Origin of the sequence: Ewingella americana (genome assembly GCF_006438725.1) — a bacterium.
Classification (GTDB): Bacteria; Pseudomonadota; Gammaproteobacteria; order Enterobacterales; family Enterobacteriaceae; genus Ewingella; species Ewingella americana_A.
On record NZ_RCZD01000003.1, the window covers coordinates 421,073 to 441,684 of the forward strand.

The 20,612-nt window shown below is 54.9% G+C and carries 18 protein-coding genes; 15 read left to right on the plus strand and 3 right to left on the minus strand.

What is annotated here, in order from left to right; all coding sequences use genetic code 11:
• Positions 1 to 194 precede the first annotated feature (194 nt).
• The 3 genes from fruB to fruA are packed head-to-tail and all read left to right on the plus strand — an operon-like array spanning position 195 to position 3,972.
• Positions 195 to 1,325, plus strand: coding sequence for a fused PTS fructose transporter subunit IIA/HPr protein (gene fruB / locus EAH77_RS07815; protein WP_140471388.1), 1,131 nt, complete (start codon positions 195 to 197; stop codon positions 1,323 to 1,325).
• On the plus strand, positions 1,322 to 2,260 hold the full coding sequence (gene fruK / locus EAH77_RS07820) for a 1-phosphofructokinase (RefSeq protein ID WP_140471390.1): 939 nt from the start codon (positions 1,322 to 1,324) through the stop codon (positions 2,258 to 2,260). The genes fruB and fruK overlap by 4 nt, the downstream gene beginning before the upstream one ends.
• A 14-nt stretch (positions 2,261 to 2,274) precedes the next feature.
• Positions 2,275 to 3,972: a PTS fructose transporter subunit IIBC gene (gene fruA / locus EAH77_RS07825; RefSeq protein ID WP_140471392.1), complete on the plus strand. Its 1,698-nt coding sequence runs from the start codon at positions 2,275 to 2,277 to the stop codon at positions 3,970 to 3,972.
• Between the two features lie 84 nt (positions 3,973 to 4,056).
• Here the strand turns inward: fruA and nfo are convergent, their stop codons facing one another.
• Positions 4,057 to 4,920, minus strand: coding sequence for a deoxyribonuclease IV (nfo, locus tag EAH77_RS07830; protein ID WP_140471394.1), 864 nt, complete (start codon positions 4,918 to 4,920; stop codon positions 4,057 to 4,059).
• Positions 4,921 to 5,017: 97 nt separating this feature from the next.
• Positions 5,018 to 6,106 (minus strand): YeiH family protein, encoded by a 1,089-nt coding sequence (locus EAH77_RS07835; protein WP_140471396.1) that lies wholly within the window; start codon positions 6,104 to 6,106, stop codon positions 5,018 to 5,020.
• Positions 6,107 to 6,361: 255 nt separating this feature from the next.
• Between EAH77_RS07835 and yieE the strand changes: the two genes are divergently transcribed.
• The 9 genes from yieE to EAH77_RS07880 all read left to right on the plus strand — a co-directional run bounded on the left by yieE (position 6,362) and on the right by EAH77_RS07880 (position 15,940).
• Positions 6,362 to 7,234, plus strand: a complete 873-nt coding sequence (gene yieE / locus EAH77_RS07840; protein ID WP_140471398.1) for a DNA-binding transcriptional regulator YeiE — start codon at positions 6,362 to 6,364, stop codon at positions 7,232 to 7,234.
• A gap of 130 nt (positions 7,235 to 7,364) precedes the next feature.
• On the plus strand, positions 7,365 to 8,843 hold the full coding sequence (locus EAH77_RS07845) for an amino acid permease (RefSeq protein WP_140471400.1): 1,479 nt from the start codon (positions 7,365 to 7,367) through the stop codon (positions 8,841 to 8,843).
• A 379-nt stretch (positions 8,844 to 9,222) separates the two neighbouring features.
• The gene (gene citC / locus EAH77_RS07850; RefSeq protein ID WP_140471402.1) at positions 9,223 to 10,293 is read left to right on the plus strand and encodes a [citrate (pro-3S)-lyase] ligase; all 1,071 of its coding nucleotides are present in this window, start codon (positions 9,223 to 9,225) and stop codon (positions 10,291 to 10,293) included.
• A complete protein-coding gene (gene citD / locus EAH77_RS07855) occupies positions 10,290 to 10,580 on the plus strand; it encodes a citrate lyase acyl carrier protein (protein ID WP_140471404.1) in 291 nt (96 codons plus the stop codon). The genes citC and citD overlap by 4 nt, the downstream gene beginning before the upstream one ends.
• Positions 10,580 to 11,482: an aldolase/citrate lyase family protein gene (locus tag EAH77_RS07860; protein WP_140471406.1), complete on the plus strand. Its 903-nt coding sequence runs from the start codon at positions 10,580 to 10,582 to the stop codon at positions 11,480 to 11,482. Before citD ends, EAH77_RS07860 begins: the two co-directional genes overlap by 1 nt.
• Before the next feature lies 1 nt (position 11,483).
• Positions 11,484 to 13,010, plus strand: coding sequence for a citrate lyase subunit alpha (gene citF, locus EAH77_RS07865; protein ID WP_161985782.1), 1,527 nt, complete (start codon positions 11,484 to 11,486; stop codon positions 13,008 to 13,010).
• A gap of 2 nt (positions 13,011 to 13,012) precedes the next feature.
• Entirely contained in the window at positions 13,013 to 13,558 is a 546-nt protein-coding gene (citX, locus tag EAH77_RS07870; protein ID WP_140471409.1) for a citrate lyase holo-[acyl-carrier protein] synthase, read from the plus strand.
• Complete coding sequence (gene citG, locus EAH77_RS07875) at positions 13,539 to 14,417, plus strand: triphosphoribosyl-dephospho-CoA synthase CitG (RefSeq protein ID WP_140471411.1); 879 nt, start codon at positions 13,539 to 13,541, stop codon at positions 14,415 to 14,417. The genes citX and citG overlap by 20 nt, the downstream gene beginning before the upstream one ends.
• A 59-nt stretch (positions 14,418 to 14,476) precedes the next feature.
• Entirely contained in the window at positions 14,477 to 15,940 is a 1,464-nt protein-coding gene (locus EAH77_RS07880) for an anion permease (protein WP_140471413.1), read from the plus strand.
• Between the two features lie 131 nt (positions 15,941 to 16,071).
• Here EAH77_RS07880 and EAH77_RS07885 read toward each other — a convergent pair whose 3' ends face one another.
• Positions 16,072 to 16,422: a hypothetical protein gene (locus EAH77_RS07885; RefSeq protein WP_140471415.1), complete on the minus strand. Its 351-nt coding sequence runs from the start codon at positions 16,420 to 16,422 to the stop codon at positions 16,072 to 16,074.
• Here EAH77_RS07885 and EAH77_RS07890 point away from each other — a divergent pair, their 5' ends adjacent.
• The 3 genes from EAH77_RS07890 to cirA all read left to right on the plus strand — a co-directional run bounded on the left by EAH77_RS07890 (position 16,423) and on the right by cirA (position 20,527).
• Positions 16,423 to 17,505, plus strand: coding sequence for a FecCD family ABC transporter permease (locus tag EAH77_RS07890; RefSeq protein WP_140471417.1), 1,083 nt, complete (start codon positions 16,423 to 16,425; stop codon positions 17,503 to 17,505).
• A complete protein-coding gene (locus EAH77_RS07895; RefSeq protein WP_140471419.1) occupies positions 17,505 to 18,341 on the plus strand; it encodes an ABC transporter ATP-binding protein in 837 nt (278 codons plus the stop codon). The genes EAH77_RS07890 and EAH77_RS07895 overlap by 1 nt, the downstream gene beginning before the upstream one ends.
• 212 nt (positions 18,342 to 18,553) lie before the next feature.
• A complete protein-coding gene (cirA, locus tag EAH77_RS07900) occupies positions 18,554 to 20,527 on the plus strand; it encodes a catecholate siderophore receptor CirA (protein ID WP_140471421.1) in 1,974 nt (657 codons plus the stop codon).
• Positions 20,528 to 20,612: the final 85 nt, after the last annotated feature.

Sequence of the window (20,612 nt, forward strand, 5' to 3'; positions counted from 1 at the left end):
TTTCGCAAAGGCAAACTGTGCGTAACATCATAAAATCGTCACGCCAAATCAGGGAATGCTTGATTTAAACATCGCCGGGAATAAAACTGCCTGAAACGTTTCAGCGTTGTCCGATAAGCGTCTCGATAGATCGAACGACGCTCCTTTTTCCCAGTAAAGCTGAAACGATTCAAATTCAGTAGGAGAGGAAAATTATGTTCCAGTTGTCACAGCAAGATATCCATCTCGGTGCGGCTGCCAGCAATAAGCAGGAGGCCATTCGTCAGGTCGCCGCCGCATTGACTCAGGCAGGCCGTGTCAGCGAAGGTTACGTAGAAGGCATGCTGCAACGCGAGTTGCAGACATCCACTTACCTCGGTAACGGCATCGCTATTCCACATGGCACCACCGATACCCGCGATCTGGTATTAGATACCGGCGTGCAAGTTTTCCAATTCCCGCAGGGGATTGAGTGGGGCGAAGACCAAACCGCCTATGTCGTTATCGGCATTGCTGCACGTTCCGATGAACACCTCGGTTTATTACGTCAGCTGACGCACGTCCTGAGTGACGACAGCGTGTCAGAACGCATGGCAAAAACGGGCTCTGCCGAAGAGTTGCGCAGCCTGCTGATGGGCGAAAAAAACGCCGCCGAATTCATTTTTGATACCCAACTGATCACTGTTGATGTGGCCGCCGATAACCTGATGACCTTACAGGCATTGAACGCCGGTCGTTTGCAACAGATTGGCGCGGTAGATACTGCGTTTGTCAGCGATGTTATCAGCCGTAAGCCGCTTAACCTGGGGCAGGGTATCTGGCTCAGCGACAGCACTGAAGGCAACCTGAAAAGCGCTGCCACGTTTAGCCGTGCTGCCACACCTTTCGAACACGACGGGGAATCGGTTGCCGCGTTGTTGACCATTGCCGTGGTCGATGACGAGCCGCTGAACGTGCTGAACTACTTAAGTGACCTGCTGATCGCGCAGAAAGCTGAACGTCTGCTGACCGCGGATGCCGTCGGCGTACTGGCGCTGCTAACCAGCGACGTAACTGAAGGGAACAACGTGTTGTCAGCCGAATTCGTTATCCGTAACGAGCACGGCCTGCATGCACGTCCGGGTACGGCGCTGGTGAACGTGATTAAGCAGTTCAACAGCGAGATCACTGTCACCAATCTTGATGGCAGCGGTAAACCTGCCAACGGACGCAGTCTGATGAAAGTTGTCGCTCTGGGTGTGAAGAAAGGCCATCGCCTGCGCTTTACCGCCACCGGTGAAGAAGCTGAAATCGCCTTGAAAACTATCGGTGAAGCCATTGCCGCCGGTCTTGGGGAGGGTGTATGAGCCGCAGAGTTGCCACTATTACCTTAAACCCAGCCTATGACTTGGTCGGTTTTTGCCCGGAAATCGAACGCGGCGAAGTGAACCTGGTACAAACTGCCGGTCTGCATGCCGCAGGCAAAGGCATCAACGTTGCTAAGGTGCTGAAAGATTTAGGCATTGACGTGACCGTCGGTGGCTTCCTGGGTAAAGACAATCAAGACGGTTTCCAACATCTGTTCAGTGATCTGGGTATCGCCAACCGTTTTCAGGTGGTTTCAGGCCGTACCCGTATCAACGTCAAACTGACCGAAAAAGATGGTGAAGTTAGCGATTTCAACTTCTCCGGTTTTAACGTCACGCCGCAGGATTGGGAACGTTTTGTCACTGACTCACTCTCTTGGCTTGGTCAGTTCGACATGGTTGCCGTCTGTGGCAGCCTGCCAGCGGGCGTTGACCCTGACGCTTTTACCGACTGGATGATCCGTCTGCGCAGTCAGTGCCCGTGTATTATTTTCGACAGCAGCCGGGAAGCGCTGGTGGCGGGTCTGAAAGCTGCACCGTGGTTAGTCAAACCTAACCGCCGCGAGCTTGAAATCTGGGCTGGCCGTAAATTACCGCAATTAAGTGATGTAGTTGAAGCGGCGCATGCACTACGCGATCAGGGTATCGCTCACGTTGTGATTTCTCTTGGTGCCGAAGGTGCACTCTGGGTTAACGCGTCAGGCGCATGGATTGCCAAACCTCCCGCTTGCGAAGTGGTCAGCACCGTTGGTGCTGGCGACTCGATGGTCGGTGGGCTGATTTATGGCCTGCTGATGCGTGAATCAAGCGAGCACACCTTACGACTGGCCACCGCTGTGGCTGCTTTGGCTGTCAGCCAGAGCAATGTCGGTGTCACCGATCGTCCGCAACTCGCGGCGATGATGGCCCGTGTCGATTTGAAACCTTTTAACTGACCGCAGGAGGCAGAATGAAAACGCTGCTGATGATAGACAGTTCGTTGGGACAGGCTCGTAGCCAACTGGCGAAAAAAATGCTCGCTGCTGCTGCGGCGAACGCTGGACATACCGTAGTAGAAAACGCCGCTGAAGCGGAACTGGTGATTGTAGCGGGCGAAAATATACCGACTGAAAATGCACTTGCCGGTAAAAAATTGTTCATTGGGGATGTTGCACTGGCTATCCGTGAACCGGAAGCCTTCCTGCAACGCGCGGGTGCTGAAGCGACAGCCTATGTGGCCCCGGCAGGTGCAGTTTCTGCCCCGGTTGCCAGTGGCCCGAAACGCATCGTGGCGATCACCGCATGCCCGACCGGTGTGGCGCATACCTTTATGGCAGCAGAAGCCATCGAAACCGAAGCGAAAAAACGCGGCTGGTGGGTGAAGGTGGAAACCCGCGGTTCTGTAGGGGCTGGTAACGCTATTACGCCAGAAGAAGTCGCACAGGCCGATCTGGTCATAGTGGCAGCGGATATCGAAGTGGACCTGGCGAAGTTTGCTGGTAAGCCGATGTATCGCACCTCTACCGGTCTGGCACTGAAAAAAACCAAGCAGGAACTGGACAAAGCGCTGGTTGAAGCTGAAATCTTCGAGCCGAAAGCCGGTACGGCATCAGGCACCAAGAAGAAAGAAGCGGGCGGTACAGGCCCATATCGTCACCTGTTGACCGGCGTGTCTTACATGCTGCCAATGGTCGTTGCGGGTGGTTTGTGTATCGCGCTCTCCTTCGTGTTCGGTATTAAAGCCTTTGAAGTGAAAGGCACGCTGGCTGCTGCGCTGATGCAAATCGGTGGTGCTTCAGCCTTCGCGCTGATGGTGCCAGTACTGGCGGGCTTCATTGCCTTCTCCATCGCTGACCGTCCTGGCCTGACGCCTGGTCTTATCGGCGGTATGTTGGCTGTCAGCACCGGTGCCGGTTTCCTTGGCGGTATCATTGCTGGTTTCCTGGCAGGTTATGTGGCGAAAGCCATCAGCGGTAAGCTGAAATTACCTCAAAGTATGGAAGCGCTGAAACCTATCCTGATCATTCCTCTCGTTGCGAGTCTGATCACCGGTTTGGTGATGATTTACGTGGTCGGTACGCCGGTGGCGAAAATCATGGCGGGTCTGACTGCCTGGTTGCAATCTTTGGGTACTGCGAATGCGGTGCTGCTTGGTGCAATCCTCGGTGCGATGATGTGTACCGATATGGGTGGCCCGGTGAACAAAGCAGCTTACGCGTTCGGCGTGGCATTGCTGAGTTCTTCCGTCTACGCACCAATGGCTGCCATCATGGCTGCTGGTATGGTGCCACCGCTGGCGATGGGGCTGTCAACGCTGTTGGCGCGTCATAAGTTCGAGCAGAGTGAACGTGAAGGGGGCAAGGCGGCGCTGGTTCTGGGCCTGTGCTTTATCTCCGAAGGTGCTATTCCGTTCGCAGCTCGTGACCCGATGCGCGTTCTGCCTTGCTGTATCGTCGGTGGCGCGGTGACCGGTGCACTGTCCATGGCATTCCATGCACAACTGATGGCGCCGCACGGTGGTCTGTTCGTTCTGTTGATCCCTGGTGCGATCACCCCGGTTCTGGGTTATCTGGTCTCTATCATTGCGGGTACCGTACTGGCAGGTGGCGCTTATGCGATTCTGAAACGTTCAGACGCAACAGTGGCTGCGAAGGTTGTTACTCAGTAATAGCCGGCAATACCAGTAAAAAGGCGCGACATGTGAATGTCGCGCCTTTTTTATTACACAGCAGCAGCACGTCTAAAAGTGCGATTACGCCGCCGCCTCATCTGGTGCTTTTTGCTGCGCCTTCAGCCAGGCAATTTCATCTTTCCAGATGTCTGGATCGACGGTTTCGAGGATCATCGGGATGCCATCGAAGCGTGAGTCACGCATCATCCAGCTGAACACCGTCTTACCGATATTGCCTTCACCCAGACTATGATGACGGTCAACGCGGCTGTTGAATTCACTTTTGGCATCGTTGAGATGCATTCCGCGCAGGTAGTTAAAGCCCACCACCTTTTCGAATTCCCGGAAGGTTTCGATGCAGCTCTCTTCGCTGCGCAGATCATATCCGGCGGCGAAAGCGTGACAGGTATCAATGCAAACGCCAACGCGACTTTTGTCTTCCACGCCGTCAATAATTTTTGCCAGATGCTCAAAACGGAACCCCAAATTGCTGCCCTGACCGGCGGTATTTTCGATCACCGCGGTGACACCTTCTGTCTGGCTGAGTGCGATATTCAGCGACTCCGAAATCTTCTCCAGACATTTATCTTCATCAATTTGCATCAGATGGCTGCCCGGATGGAAGTTCAGCAGCGACAGGCCGAGCTGTTCGCAGCGCTGAAGCTCATCAAGAAACGCCTCGCGGGATTTTTCCAGCGCTTCAGCCACCGGATGGCCGAGGTTAATCAGATAGCTGTCATGCGGCAGGATTTGATGACTGCCGTAGCCGTATTTTTCACAGGCTATTTTGAATTTTTCTATCACATCCTCTGGCAGAGGCGCAGCTTTCCATTGGCGCTGATTCTTGGTAAACAGCGCGAACGCTGTTGCTTCCAGTTCATGTGCGCGAATTACGGCCTGATCGACCCCACCCGCTGCGCTGACATGTGCTCCAATAAATTTCATGTTCACTCCTCTGCTGTTCACCCTTGATCCCCGGATGATAGCGCCTTGACGCCTGGCGTGCAGCACAGATGTGTTAAATGTCACGGGCACAGCAGCCTTAGCTAAATAAACGCTGCACCAGATCGTTAATTCCCGCGCCACCCACAATCAGCCAGATGAACAGTACCGCTGCCAGCAGGATGGGTTTGATACCGGCCTGACGCAGGGCGCTAATGTGTGTGGTCAGGCCCAGCGCAGCCATCGCCATGGCCAGCAATACCGTGTCCAGGGTGATGAGCGGTGGGATCCAACTGTGTGGCAGGATATCCAGCGAGTTGAACGCAGCCACGACAATAAACAGCAGGGCAAACCACGGAATAGTGATGTTGTGCAGTCGGCCAGCCTGTTGAGTTTGCGGCACATTCCCCCGGCTTTTCCACCCTGATAACAACAGCAGGAACGGTGCCAGCATCATCACGCGGATCATCTTGGCGATCACCGCCGCATTCTCTGCATCCGGGCTGACCCCCTGACCAGCGGCCACGACCTGCGCCACTTCATGTACCGTTGAGCCGGTATAAATACCGAACTGGGCAGCGCTGAAATTCACCCAGTGATAGTGCAGATTCATCTGCCATAACCATGGGTAAAGGAAGATGGCAGTGGTGCCGAAGATCACCACCGTAGCGACGGCAACCGTCACTTTCTCTGCTTTGGCGTTGAGCACCGGTTCGGTTGCCATCACGGCGGCCGCGCCACAAATGCTGCTGCCTGCGCCAATCAGCATCGCGGTGTCGCTGTCCAGCCCGAAGACTTTTTTGCCCAGCCAGCAGGCGAGTGCAAAAGTTGAACAAAGCGTCAGGGCATCAATCAGAATACCGGTTGCGCCGACATCGGCGATTTGCGCGAAAGTCAGACGCAGACCGTAAAGGATAATGCCGAGCCGAAGCAGGCGCTGTTTGGCGAGGTTTACGCCGTCATGACACTGCGGGCGAACCGCCGGATAGAGTGTGTTGCCAAGCACCATGCCTATGACTATCGCCAGCGTCAGTGCACTGAGGCCAAGTTGGCTCAGCTGCGGGAAGTGACTCAGCCAGATGGAAACGGCAGTCACTGCGCCGGTAAGCACCAAACCCGGCAGCACCCGCTCTAACCCGACGGGCTGAAAAAAGCGTGAATGGTTTTTTTTCGCTGTAATGGTATTCATGCTGCTTGCCCTCTCTGAGGTTTCATTACCGACAAGCCTAACGCCGCCTTATATAAAAATGAAATTGATTATAACTTTATAACCTATCGGTAAAAGAGGTATAGAATGGGGTGGCGGGTGCAGCGTGGGCGGTCTGACCGTTGGGCTATACTTAACGCAAATGAAAGGGATGGCGCGATCGGGCAGTGTGCGGTTGTGGTCAACGCTGGGCAACACAAAACACGGGCGACCTGGCGCGTGTGACGGACAATAATTATGCACATTACATTGCGACAACTTGAAGTCTTCGCTGAAGTGCTGAAAAGCGGGTCAACGACCCAAGCGTCAATCGTGCTGTCACTGTCGCAATCTGCGGTCAGTGCGGCGCTGGCGGATGTCGAAGGGCAACTCGGCGTACAGTTATTTGACCGTGTAGGAAAGCGGCTGGTGATCAATGAGCATGGGCGTCTTTTGTATCCCAAAGCCCTGGCGCTGCTTGAACAGGCGGGCGAAATCGAGCGGCTGTTCAGCAAAGATAACGGTTCGCTGCGTATCGGCGCCAGCAGCACCATTGGTAACTACATGCTGCCGGGTATGATTGCCGCCTACCGGCTGGATTTTCCCGCCACACCCCTGGAACTCAACGTCGGCAATACCAATGACGTGATTAATGCCGTGGCGGAATTTCGCGTAGATCTTGGGCTTATCGAAGGTCCGTGCAGTGTGCCGGAACTCATCACGCAGCCCTGGCTTGACGACCAACTGGTGGTGTTCTGCGCACCGGGCAGTCCGCTGGCCGGGAAAACGGTGACGCTGGAAGCGCTGGCGCAGGCCCCGTGGATCCTGCGCGAGCGCGGGTCCGGTACGCGTGAAGTGCTCGACCACCTGCTGCTGCCCCAGATGCCGGATTTCAATCTGGTCATGGAACTGGGTAACTCTGAGGCGATTAAACACGCCGTGCGTCACGGAATCGGCATCAGTTGCCTGTCACGCCGGGTGATCGCCGAGCAACTCAGCAGCGGAGTGTTGGTGGAAATCCGCCTGCCGGTTGCCCCATTGGCTCGAAAACTTTACCTGATTCATCATCGTCAAAAACATATTTCTAATGCGTTATCAAGGTTTTTAACCTACTGCCGGGAACCGGTATAAACGTCTTTTGCTAATGATCCGAAGCCTATCATGAAGGTGTCTTATAACAGGGGGTTCATGCTATTCACACCGGCTCGTTTTGTTACAATCCGCGCGTAAAATTCCATATGACAGCGGAAACAGGGCAAAAATGGCTGAACCATCGACTAAAACTTCACAGCCGGCACCGTCCGGACTGCGCCGCGAGCTGAAAGCCCGCCACTTAACTATGATCGCCATTGGCGGTTCAATTGGCACCGGGCTCTTCGTGGCTTCCGGTGCTACGGTTTCACAAGCCGGGCCAGGCGGGGCGCTGCTCTCGTATGCTTTAATTGGCATCATGGTTTACTTCCTGATGACCAGCCTCGGCGAATTAGCGGCATTTATGCCGGTTTCTGGTTCCTTCTCCACTTACGGTTCCAAATACGTTGAAGAAGGCTTTGGTTTCGCACTGGGCTGGAACTATTGGTACAACTGGGCGGTGACCATCGCCGTGGATCTGGTGGCGGCACAATTGGTGATGAACTACTGGTTCCCGGACACCCCAGGGTGGATCTGGAGTGCCCTGTTCATGAGCCTGATCTTCCTGCTCAACTACATTTCAGTGCGTGGTTTCGGTGAGGCCGAATACTGGTTCTCACTGATTAAAGTTGTGACCGTTATTATCTTCATCGCCGTTGGCGTGCTGATGATCACCGGCATCATGCGCGGTGGTGAAACCGCAGGCTTACATAACTGGACCATTGGTGACGCGCCATTTGCGGGGGGGTTTGCATCCATGGTGGGCGTGGCGATGATCGTCGGTTTCTCATTTCAGGGTACCGAATTGATTGGTGTGGCTGCCGGTGAGTCTGAAAACCCGGCCAAAAATATTCCGCGCGCTGTGCGTCAGGTGTTCTGGCGTATTCTGCTGTTCTATATTCTGGCGATTTTGGTGATCAGCCTGATCATTCCTTATACCGACCCGAATCTGCTGCGTAACGAAGTTGGCGATATCTCCGTCAGCCCGTTTACGCTGGTGTTCCGTAATGCCGGCCTGTTATCAGCGGCGGCAGTGATGAATGCCGTTATTCTGACGGCGGTATTGTCTGCCGGTAACTCGGGCATGTATGCCTCGACCCGCATGTTGTACACCCTGGCCTCTGAAGGCAAAGCTCCGCGCATTTTTGCCAAATTGTCGAAAGGCGGTGTGCCGCGTAATGCGTTGTATGCCACCACGGTGGTCGCCGCGCTGTGCTTCCTCAGCTCCACCTTTGGCAACCAGACCGTCTACCTGTGGCTACTTAATACTTCCGGTATGACCGGCTTCATCGCCTGGTTGGGGATTGCTATCAGCCACTACCGTTTCCGCCGGGGTTATGTCTCTCAGGGCCGCGACCTGAAAGCATTGCCTTATCTGTCTGGCTTCTTCCCGTTTGGTCCGATTTTTGCTTTTGTGCTCTGCCTGACCATTACGCTTGGCCAGAACTATCAGGCATTCCTGAAAGATACCATTGACTGGTACGGGGTGGCGGCGACCTACATCGGGTTGCCACTGTTCTTGATCATCTGGTTCGGTTACAAATGGACGCGTAAAACTAAAGTGGTCAAATATAGTGAAATGGAATTCCCGAAACATTGTGATCAATAACGCTTGTCGGTAAATATCTTAAAAAAGCAGAGCTTCGGCTCTGCTTTTTTATTTGTGCGTGAAAATATTAATTAACTCCATAAACTCCACTGATGCCACTAATTAATTAACGCCATAAACTCCACTGATGCCGCCAACTAATTAACTCCATAAACACCACACTGAGTTCGGTAAATAAATATATTTACCCGATTGAACTAAATGTGAAATAGGTCAAATAATCCCTGATTTTTTTGTTTAACATGCAGCATTACTCAAATCGATGTCATTTATCTTTATCCTAAGCGAAGAACGTATTGATTGAATTAATAATTCGCGGTTGGGATTTATAATAAATATTGTTTCTAATTTGTTGCATGAAAATATCATCAGGTGATTCATGGACGGAGTATTCAGTCAAATAACGCGTAACAATCATGCCGGTATAGCCGAAATTACAGGATTTTTGCGAGCCAATGACTTAAATATCGATACCACGGTTGAAGTGTTTATTACCCTGCGCCGTGATGAACAGTTACTGGCCTGCGGCGGCATTGCGGGCAACATCATCAAGTGCGTGGCCATCAGTGAAAGCGTGCGCGGAGAAGGGCTGGCGCTGGCGCTGGCGACGGAGTTGGTAAATCTGGCCTATGAGCGTCATCACAGTCATTTGTTTATCTACACCAAAACACAAAATCAGACATTATTTCAGCGCTGTGGTTTTTATCCGATTGCCAGCGTGCCGGGCATTGTGGTGTTGATGGAAAACAGCGGCTGTCGCTTAAGCCGTTACGCGAATGAATTACACCAGCTTTATCAGCCTGGAAAACGTATTGGCTGCATTGTCATGAATGCCAATCCTTTCACGCGTGGACATCAATATTTAGTTCGTCAGGCGGCCAAACAGTGTGACTGGTTACACGTCTTTCTGGTCAAAGAGAATAATTCCCGCTTCTCCTATGAGGACCGTTATCAATTAGTCCGCGAAGGCATTGCAGAAATTGAACATGTCACCCTGCATGCCGGTTCTGAATATATGATCTCCCGTGCAACATTCCCCTGTTATTTCATCAAGGATCAGGGCGTGGCGGATGACTGTTATACCGAAATTGACCTCAAAATATTCCGTCAGTATCTGGCACCTGCGCTGGGCATTACCCACCGATTTGTCGGTACCGAACCTTTTTGCGAGGTGACCGCGAAATATAACCAGGACATGCGCTACTGGCTTGAGACTGAAACACTGACCAGCCCGCCGGTGGCGCTGGTAGAGATCCCGCGCCTCGTGTGGGAAAAAACCGCTATTTCTGCTTCGTGGGTGCGCAAATTACTGGCGCAATCCGACATCAGCACCATCCGCCAGTTGGTCCCCCCTGCAACCTGCCACTACCTCGAACAGCTTCTTGCTGCGCGCGCCGGGAAATCCGCAGAGCGGGCCATGGCGACCGCCAACCAGACAGGTGAACAATGAACATTATCCGTGAAACCCTTGCCGGCACGCTGGAGTCCAGTGATGTCATGGTGCGCGTTGCGCCAAATTCCAGCCATATCGACGTACAACTGAGTAGCACCGTGGAGAAGCAGTTCGGCCATCTTATCCGCCTGCGTATTCGCGAAGTCCTGAAAGATCTACAGATTGAAACCGTCACGTTGGTGGTCGATGACAAAGGCGCGCTCGACTGCGTGCTGCGCGCCCGTCTGGAGACGGCGCTGATCCGCGCCAGTGACCAAAATCCTAACCAATGGGAGACCCGCTGATGCCGACACTGACACAACGCAAGCTCAGGATGCGTCGCAGCATGTTATTTGTGCCCGGTGCTAATGCGGCGATGGTGAGTAATGCCTTTATTTATCAGGCTGATGCCGTGATGTTCGATCTCGAGGACTCGGTGATCCTGCGTGAAAAGGATGCTGCCCGCCGTCTGGTTTACCATGCGCTGCAACATCCGCTTTACCGCGAAACCGAAACCATCGTGCGGGTTAACGCCCTGGATTCCGTCTATGGCCTCGCCGATCTTGAGGCGGTGGTGCGTGGCGGCGCTGACATTGTGCGCCTGCCGAAAACCGATACCGCGCAGGACGTTACCGACATGGAAACCGAAATCGCACGTATCGAAGCGCAGTGCGGTCGCCCGGTGGGTAGCACCGGCATGCTGGCAGCGATTGAATCTGCTCGCGGTATTACTCAGGCGGTCAGCATTGCCAGCGCATCACCCAGGCTGATTGGCATTGCCCTCGGCGCAGAAGATTACGTCCGCGATCTGCGCACCGAACGCTCCCCTGAAGGAACCGAACTGCTGTTCGCCCGCTGCTCCATTTTACAAGCTGCGCGCGCTGTCGGCATTCAGGCTTTCGATACGGTCTATTCGCAAGCCAACAACGACGCGGGTTTTCTCAACGAAGCGACCCATATCAAACAGCTAGGTTTTGACGGCAAATCGCTGATCAACCCGCGTCAGATTGAACTGCTGCACAACCTCTATGCGCCAACGCTGGCCGAAAGAGACCACGCGCAAGCGGTGGTTGACGCTGCTGCTGCTGCCGAAGCCGAAGGGCGCGGTGTGGTGTCGCTTAACGGAAAGATGGTCGATAGCCCGGTTATTGAGCGGGCGCGTCTGGTATTACAACGGGCGGCATTGTCCGGCCTGCGGGATGAATAAGATGGGGAATGACATGCAAAGGCAACAGCGCTTAAGCCAGTTCAACGAAACCTCAGCGGAGGCGTTCAGCCCGTTCGCGCCGGTTTCCAAAGCCAACCTTCAGGCGGCCAAACCGCGTGATCACAAACTGTGTTCGTCGCTGGAAAACGCCATCCGCCGCAGCGGATTGCAGGACGGCATGACCATTTCATTTCACCATGCCTTCCGTGGCGGTGATCTGACGCTCAATCAGGTGGTCGACACCCTGGCCGTCATGGGTTTTAAAAATCTTACACTGGCATCCAGCTCACTGAGTGAATGCCATGGGCCACTCATTGAACATATTCGTCACGGTGTGATCAGCGCCATTTACACCTCAGGCCTGCGCGGCCCGTTGGCGGAAGCCCTCTCGCATGGCGCGCTGCCTGAATTACCGCCGGTACAAATTCACTCCCACGGCGGGCGCGTTAATCTGATCGAAAGCGGTGAGCTGAGCATTGACGTGGCCTTTTTGGGTGTTCCTGCCTGTGACATTTTCGGCAATGCCAACGGCCACAGCGGTAAAGCGCGCTGCGGTTCGCTGGGCTATGCGCAGGTGGACGCACAGTACGCGCGTCAGGTGGTCTTGCTGACCGAACAGGTGTTGCCTTACCCGCACGTTGCCAGCATCGCACAGGACCGCGTTGACCTGATTGTGCAGGTGGAAAGAGTCGGTGATGCCGAGAAGATCGGTGCTGACGCCACCCGTATGACCACCAATCCGCGTGAATTACTGATCGCTCGCCGCGCCGCTGACGTCATTGTCGCCTCCGGCTATTTTAAGCAGGGTTTTTCTCTGCAAACCGGTACCGGTGGAGCGTCGCTGGCCGTGACGCGTTTTCTGGAAAACAGCATGCGCCGTCAGGGGATCACCGCCGGCTTCGCCCTCGGTGGTATCACCGCGTCGATTGTCGATTTGCATGAAAAAGGGCTGATCGAACGCCTGCTCGACGTACAAAGCTTTGACCGGCAGGCCGCAGAATCGCTGGCGCGTAATCCCGGTCACTATGAAATCAGCGCCAATCAGTACGCTAACTTGGGGTCGAAAGGGGCGTCAGTGGAACAGCTGGACGTCGTGGTTCTCAGCGCGTTGGAAATCGACACCGGGTTTAACGTCAACGTATTGACCGGTTCTGATGGCGTGCTGCGTGGTGCATCTGGCGGCCATTGCGATACTGCGGCGGCAGCGCGTTTGGCCATTATCGTGGCACCTCTGGTCCGCGGGCGTATTCCGACACTGGTTGAGCAGGTCACCACCTGTGTCACGCCGGGGTCAAGTATCGACATTCTGGTTACCGATCACGGTATCGCCGTTAACCCTTCGCGCCCGGATCTGACCAAGAGTTTGCAATTGGCCGGAGTCCACACCGTCACCATTGAATGGCTCTATGAGCGGGCGCGCCTGCTTAGCGGTGAGCCTACCCCCCTGGCCTTTACCGACCGCGTAGTGGCCGTAGTACGTTATCGCGACGGCTCGGTTATCGATGTCGTTCATCAGATTGAGGAGTAGCCGTGCACGCTATCTCCCCGTTATTGGCCGCCAACCGCGCCGTCAGTTTGCCGGAGCTTCTTACTAGCCGTGAATCTCGTCAGACCCGGCAGCGGGCATGGTTGGCGCGCCATCATTGCACCTTAATTTCCCTGACGATGGTGATGCCGGGCGCGGTCAAGGACACCACGCTCAGCAGGGAACTGTTTTGCCTCGCCTGGCAGGCGTTGGAAACACTCAGTCAGCAGCGTGGGTGGCCATGGCTGGCGTGGCGCTGTCTGCCACAAGACACTGGCAGCGAAGGGTTGATCGCCCTCGACGTTCCCGCGCAAGAGGTCAAACAGGCCACGCTGGCGCTGGAAGATAACCAGCCGCTGGGCCGCCTGTGGGATATCGACGTGTTAGACGCCAGCGGAGCAATTCTCTCGCGCCGCGATTTCGGCCTGCCTGCGCGCCATTGTCTGCTCTGCGCGCAACCCGCCAACCAGTGCGGCCGCGAGCAAAAGCACAGCACGGCGCAATTGCTTGGCCATATGCAAAGGTTATTTGATGCCGCAGCCGGAAAATAAACCGCCGCTTCAGGCCGCGTGCGGCCCGGCAGAATGGGCCGTGCTGGCGTATCAGGCGTTATTGAATGAGGTCAATTTGACGCCAAAACCCGGACTGGTGGATCGCGCCAACAGCGGCGCTCACCAGGACATGACGCTGCAGCACTTCTACCGCAGCGCAGACGCCATTGCCCCGTGGTTTATGCGTTTTATAGCGGAAGGCGAGGGGAGTTGTCAGCAGCCGGAGGGCGACATATTACGCCGTCTGCGCCCACTGGGCATGGGGTGTGAAAATGCCATGTTTACGGCTACCGGCGGTGTGAATACCCATAAGGGCACTGTGTTTTCCATGGGGTTGCTGTGCTGTGCGCTGGGGCGTTTGCACCGTCTTGGTCAGGTTATTAATGCTGTTTCTCTCTGTCAGCAGGTGGCCTTTTTCTGCCAGCAGATGGTGGAGAACGAGCTGTCATGCGCCAAAACCTCGTTACCTCAAACTGCCGGACAGCGGTTGTTTCATCTGTACGGGTTGACGGGCGCACGCGGCGAGGCGCAGTCAGGTTTTGCGACGGTGATAGCACACAGCCTGCCGCTGTACCGGCGCCTGACAGCGCAGGGCGCAGGACAGGAGCAGGCACTGAGCCAGACGTTGCTGTTGCTGATGAGCGTGAATGCGGACACCAATGTGGTTTCTCGCGGGGGGCTGGCAGGGCTGACGTGGTTACAACGCCGCGCCAGTGAAGTACTCAATGACTCTCACCGCCAGGAAGCCACGTCGTCAGTAGAGGTATTCGATGAACAATGTATTGCCCGTAATCTCAGCCCCGGAGGCAGCGCCGATCTGTTGATTGTCACCTGGTTTTTGGCGCAGTTCCCGGAATAAACATATAACAAATCCGGGTGATATTTATCACCTTAACCCGTTTTTACAGGAGACCAGTTATGGTCATATCGAAGGATTTCATCGGAAAAGCGCTATTGCCGCTGGTGGTGCTGGCCGTCTTACTTTGCATCCCCGTACCGGACGGTATGCCGCCGCAGGCGTGGCGTTATTTCGCCATTTTTGTCGCCATGATTGTGGGCATGATCCTCGAACCTATCCCGGCGACGGCGATCAGTTTTATCGCCATGACGGCGTGCGTCATTGGTTCTAACTGGGTGCTGTTTGATGCCAAAGAATTGGCCGATCCGCATTTCGAAGCCGGGAAACAGGCGTTGAAATGGGGTCTGGCCGGTTTTTCCAGTACCACCGTATGGCTGGTATTTGGGGCATTCATCTTTGCGCTGGGCTATGAAGCTACCGGCCTTGGTCGGCGCATCGCGTTGATTATGGTTAAGTTCATGGGTAAGCGTACCCTGACACTGGGCTATGCCATCGTGATTATCGATATTCTATTGGCACCGTTCACACCGTCAAATACCGCCCGCACCGGCGGCACGGTTTTCCCGGTGGTGAAAAACCTGCCTGCCCTGTTTGAATCCTATCCTAATGACCCGTCCTCCCGCCGCATCGGTGGTTATCTGATGTGGATGATGGTGATCAGTACCAGCCTCAGCTCTTCTATGTTTATTACCGGCGCTGCGCCTAACATTCTGGGCGTCGAGTTTGTCAGTAAAATTGCCGGCGTACACATTGGCTGGATGCAATGGTTCCTGGCTTTCCTGCCGGTGGGGTTGATTTTGCTGGTGGTGGCACCGTGGCTGTCGTATGTCCTGTACAAACCGGGTGTGACCAGAAGCAACGAAGTGTCAGTCTGGGCAGTCGGGGCGCTGAAAGAGATGGGCGCGCTGACCAGAAAAGAGCTGACGCTAATTGTCTTGGTGCTGTTTAGCCTGTGCTTATGGGTGTTCGGCAACGACTATATTGATGCCACGGCTGTCGGTCTGCTGGCCGTGTCATTGATGCTGATCCTGCATGTTGTGGCGTGGAAAGATGTCACCAAATACTCCAGTGCATGGAATACACTGGTGAACCTCGCGACGTTGGTAGTGATGGCCAGCGGGCTGACCCGCTCGGGCTTCATCGCCTGGTTTGCTGACACCATGAGTCATCATCTCAGCAGTTTCTCACCGAACACGACGGTGGTGGCATTGGTACTGGTGTTCTATTTCTCCCACTATCTGTTTGCCAGCCTGTCGGCGCATACCGCCACCATGATGCCGGTCATTCTGGCTGTGGCTATGGGGTTACCGGGCTTGCCGATGGCCGAACTCTCCATGCTGCTGGTGTTATCCATCGGTATTATGGGCGTGCTGACGCCATACGCGACCGGACCGGGCGTGATTATTTATGGCTGCGGATACGTCAAATCGAAAGATTACTGGCGGCTCGGCGGCATCATGGGCGTGCTCTATATTTCCATGCTGCTGCTGGTGGGCTGGCCGGTGATGAGATTGTGGATGTAACCGCAATCTGCTATTGAACCTATCTGAACAAGCGGAGCTAACCCTCCGCTTTCTTGATGAATTTTTTGGTAATACACCTTAACGCGTTGTAACCTCACACCGATTCGCTCCCGCCACGACATCCTGTACTCTTAATAGTCTTCGCATATCGCATTGATAATTATTCTCGTTTCCATTATTGTTATGCCCTCTTCAGGGAGAGGTAACGGCATTGCAAGAAGATGATTATGCGGAGAAAAGCCGCGAGGAATTCGTAACATACCCTGCTGGGCATCGAAGAATTGCTGGGCAACCTGTTGAACCGCGAAAAGCAGGCGCAGGTCAGTCTCACGCCGCTGATGCAGCGTAAAGGGGTCTCCTCTGAATGCGGTGGAAACGGGCCGCGAGTAGGCATCTACTGGACCCTGGCCGAATAACCGGAAAACACGCAGCGACGTAAATACTGCGGTTTTTGTATTATCAATCAATGAGATGTCAGACACATGAGCGCAACCCCCGATCCCTTACTGATGGCCAGCCCGCAGGCTGACAACAGCGTGATGGGCCAATACCAACGCATTGTCCGCCGCCGTCTGTTGCTGATGTTGGTACTGGTGATGGCGATTATCGCCTCACTGATCATCGACTTCATCATGGGGCCGTCGGGGTTGTCGCTCGGTACGCTGTGGCAAACGCTGTTTGATGCAGCGTCGGCCGATGCCGGTACCCGCGTGATTGTCTGGGATATCCGTCTGCCGTATGCGCTGATGGCGATTGCCGTCGGCATGTCGCTTGGCCTGGCCGGGGCTGAGATGCAAACCATCCTTAATAACCCGCTGGCTTCGCCGTTTACCCTTGGCGTCTCTTCGGCGGCGGCCTTTGGCGCCGCGCTGGCGATTGTACTCGGCATAGGTATTCCGGGCGTGCCGGATCAATGGTTTATCTCCGCTAACGCTTTTATCTTTGCCTTACTCGCCGCGCTGATGCTGGACGGCATTACGCGCTGGACGCGTGTCGCCAGTTCCGGCGTGGTGCTGTTTGGTATTGCGCTGGTCTTTACCTTTAACGCACTGGTTTCGCTGATGCAGTTTATCGCCACCGAAGATACTTTGCAGGGGCTGGTGTTCTGGACCATGGGCAGTCTGGCGCGTGCGTCATGGGTCAAACTTGGCGTGATGCTGCTGGCCTTCTTCGTGCTGTTACCTTGGTCGATGATGAGTGCATGGAAGCTGACGGCGTTGCGTCTGGGCGAAGATCGCGCCATCAGTTTTGGTATCGATGTGCGCCGTTTACGCCTTGGCACCTTGTTGCGCATCAGTATTCTCTCCGCGCTGGCGGTGGCCTTTGTCGGGCCGATTGGTTTCATCGGTCTGGTTGCGCCGCACATCGCCCGCCTGATGTTTGGTGAGGATCACCGTTTCTATCTGCCAGCCAGTGCGCTGATTGGTGCGCTGGTGCTGTCGATGGCGTCTGTGGCCTCAAAAAATCTGGTACCGGGCGTCATTATTCCTGTGGGTATCGTGACCTCGCTGGTCGGCGTGCCGTTCTTCCTGAGTATTATTTTGCGCCATCGGGGGAATGTCTGATGTCTGCTGTACTGCAATTCAAAGCCAGAACAAACCTGAATGCGGCAACGCAGGGCTTGCAACTCCGGGACTTTAACGCCGGATACCCCAAGCGCCCGGTGATCCGCCATCTCAATGTACCGATGTTGCCGCGCGGAAAAATCACCGTGTTACTGGGCCCGAATGGCAGCGGAAAATCGACGTTGCTACGTGCACTGGCCGGGCTGAACCGTGCCGAAGGGCAGTTGCTCCTCGATGGTCATGACCTGATGCCGATGCCGTTTGCCCGCCGCGCTGAACAGGTGGTTTACCTGCCGCAGTCGCTGCCTGCGGGCGTGCATCTGCACGTGCTGGAATCCATTATCGTGGCCCAGCGCGCCTCCGGCAGTAATAGCAAACAGGCCGAAACCACCGAACAGGTGATGACGTTGCTGCAACAACTGGGTATTGAACATCTGGCGCTGAGTTATCTTGATCAGCTCTCCGGCGGACAAAAACAGCTGGTGGGTCTGGCGCAGTCGCTGATCCGTCAGCCGTCGTTGTTGCTGCTCGACGAACCCTTGTCAGCGCTGGATTTAAACTACCAGTTCCACGTGATGGATTTGGTGCGCAAAGAGACGCAAAAACGCAATATCGTCACCGTGGTGGTGGTGCATGATATCAACATCGCGCTGCGCCACGGTGACCGCGTACTGATGCTCAAAGACGGTAATCTGATTGCCGACGGGGAACCGGAAGAGGTGATCACTCCGGAAAGTCTGGCACGCGTTTATGGCGTGCGTGGACGTATTGAACGCTGCTCGCAGGGTACGCCGCAAATCTTGATTGACGGATTAGTCAGCGCACCCTCGATTTAACGCCGCCGCTTTATCTGAACCGAAAACGTTTACCTGAATAAGTCAGGCCGCCAATGTAGCGGCCCGACATTCCAACTTGTGAGCCTGAAACTAAAAAAACCAATCCGACAAACCCGGCGGGATTCTATCGCGCAAAATTTACGGTTTTGACGGAATTTTTGCTTACGACCGCCGCATGAGCGGGGTTGTTTTTATCTCATGGAGAGAAGTACATGGTTAAGCTTACATTGACACCGGCACTCAAGGCCGGGCTTATCGCACAGCTGTTCACTGCCGCATTCCCGGTCTTTGCAGAAGAGACAACGGATACGAAAGAGAGGGAGGATCAGATCGTCGTGACCGCCTCTTCCGTTGAACAAAACCTCAAGGATGCGCCTGCGAGTATTAGCGTGATCACCCGCGAGGATCTGGACAGAAAGCCGGTGCAAAACCTCAAAGACGTGCTGAAAGATGTCCCCGGTGTGCAGCTCACCAACGAAGGCGACAACCGTCAGGGCGTCAGTATCCGTGGTTTGAGCAGTGGCTATACCCTGATTCTGGTCGATGGCAAACGCGTTAACTCGCGCAATGCGGTCTTCCGCCATAACGATTTTGACCTGAGCTGGATCCCCGCTGAATCTATCGAACGCATTGAAGTGGTGCGCGGGCCGATGTCCTCTCTTTATGGCTCGGACGCGCTGGGCGGGGTAGTCAACATCATCACCAAAAAAATCGGCACTGCCTGGCACGGCACCCTGAGTGCGGACACTACCGTGCAGGAACACCGCGACCGTGGCGACAGCTACAACGGCAACTTCTTTACCAGCGGTCCACTGATCGACGACCTGCTCGGCGTGAAAGTCTATGGTGCACTGGGCAAACGTGAAAAAGATCAGGCGGATGCCTCCAGCGGAGCGACCAGTCAGCCACGCATCGAAGGTTATACCTCACGCAACACCAACGTCGAATTTGCCCTGACGCCAACCGACGAGCAGGACATGACTTTCGGCTACGGGATAGACCGCCAGGACCGCGACTCCGACAGCCTGGATAAAAACCGCATTGAGCGCGAAAATTACTCCGTTGGACATAATGGCCGCTGGGGCTGGGCCAACACCGAGCTGCGTTTCTATGGTGAAAATATCGAGAACAAAAACGCCGACACCATCACCTCCAAAAACAACTCCCTCGACGGTAAAATCGTGGTGCCGCTTGGCGAATACAACCAGCTGTTTACTTTCGGCGGCGAATACCGTAACGATAAACTGGAAGACAGTGTCAATCTCGCCAGCACCGGCAGCACACAGGCCAACCAGTACGCGCTGTTTGTGGAAGACGAATGGCGGATTTTTGAAAGCCTGGCGCTGACCGGCGGCGTGCGTATGGATGACCACGAAAACTACGGCGTTAACTGGTCGCCGCGTGCTTATCTGGTTTACAACGCCACGGATACCGTGACCGTGAAAGGGGGCTGGGCGAGTGCGTTTAAAGCGCCATCCCTGCTCCAGCTCAGCCCTGACTGGCAGAGTGCATCCTGCCGCGGTAGCTGCCAGATCATCGGTAATCCAGATCTGAAAGCCGAAACCAGCGAGAACGTCGAACTGGGCCTGTACTACGCGGGTGAAGAGGGGCTGCTGGAAGATGTTACCGCCAGCGCCACGATATTCCAGAATGATGTCGATGACATGATCAGCGTCAACCGCACGTCAAACCGTTCGCAGGCTGCCAGCTACGACAACTTTGTCGGTTTTGACTCCGCCGGTAACCCGATATTCAACTACTTCAACGTCAATAAGGCGCGTATCCGCGGGCTGGAAACCGAACTGACTATCCCGTTTAGCGACGAAGTGGGTTTGAAACTCAACTACACCTACAACGATGGGCGTGACCTCAGCAACGGCGGCAACAAACCGCTTACCGCGCTGCCGTTCCACACCGCCAACGCCACGCTGGACTGGAAACCGCAGGAGGACTGGGGTTTGTATGTTTCCGCCAACCTGAAAGGCCAGGCCCGTACTGTCGCCAACGACGATGCCACCCCCGGCGGCTACACCATCTGGAACACCGGCGGTTCGTACAAAGTGAACAAAGCCGTGAAAATCCGCGCCGGAGTGTTAAACCTGCTCGATAAAGATCTTAACCGCGACAGCTACAGCTACAACGAAGATGGACGCCGGTACTTTATGGCAGTGGATTACAGTTTCTGATGGGTTAAGCCAGACCGTGCCAAATACGGTTTCAAATCGAATACGGTGAAAGTTTCGGTTTCACAAGCACGATGATTACAGGGAC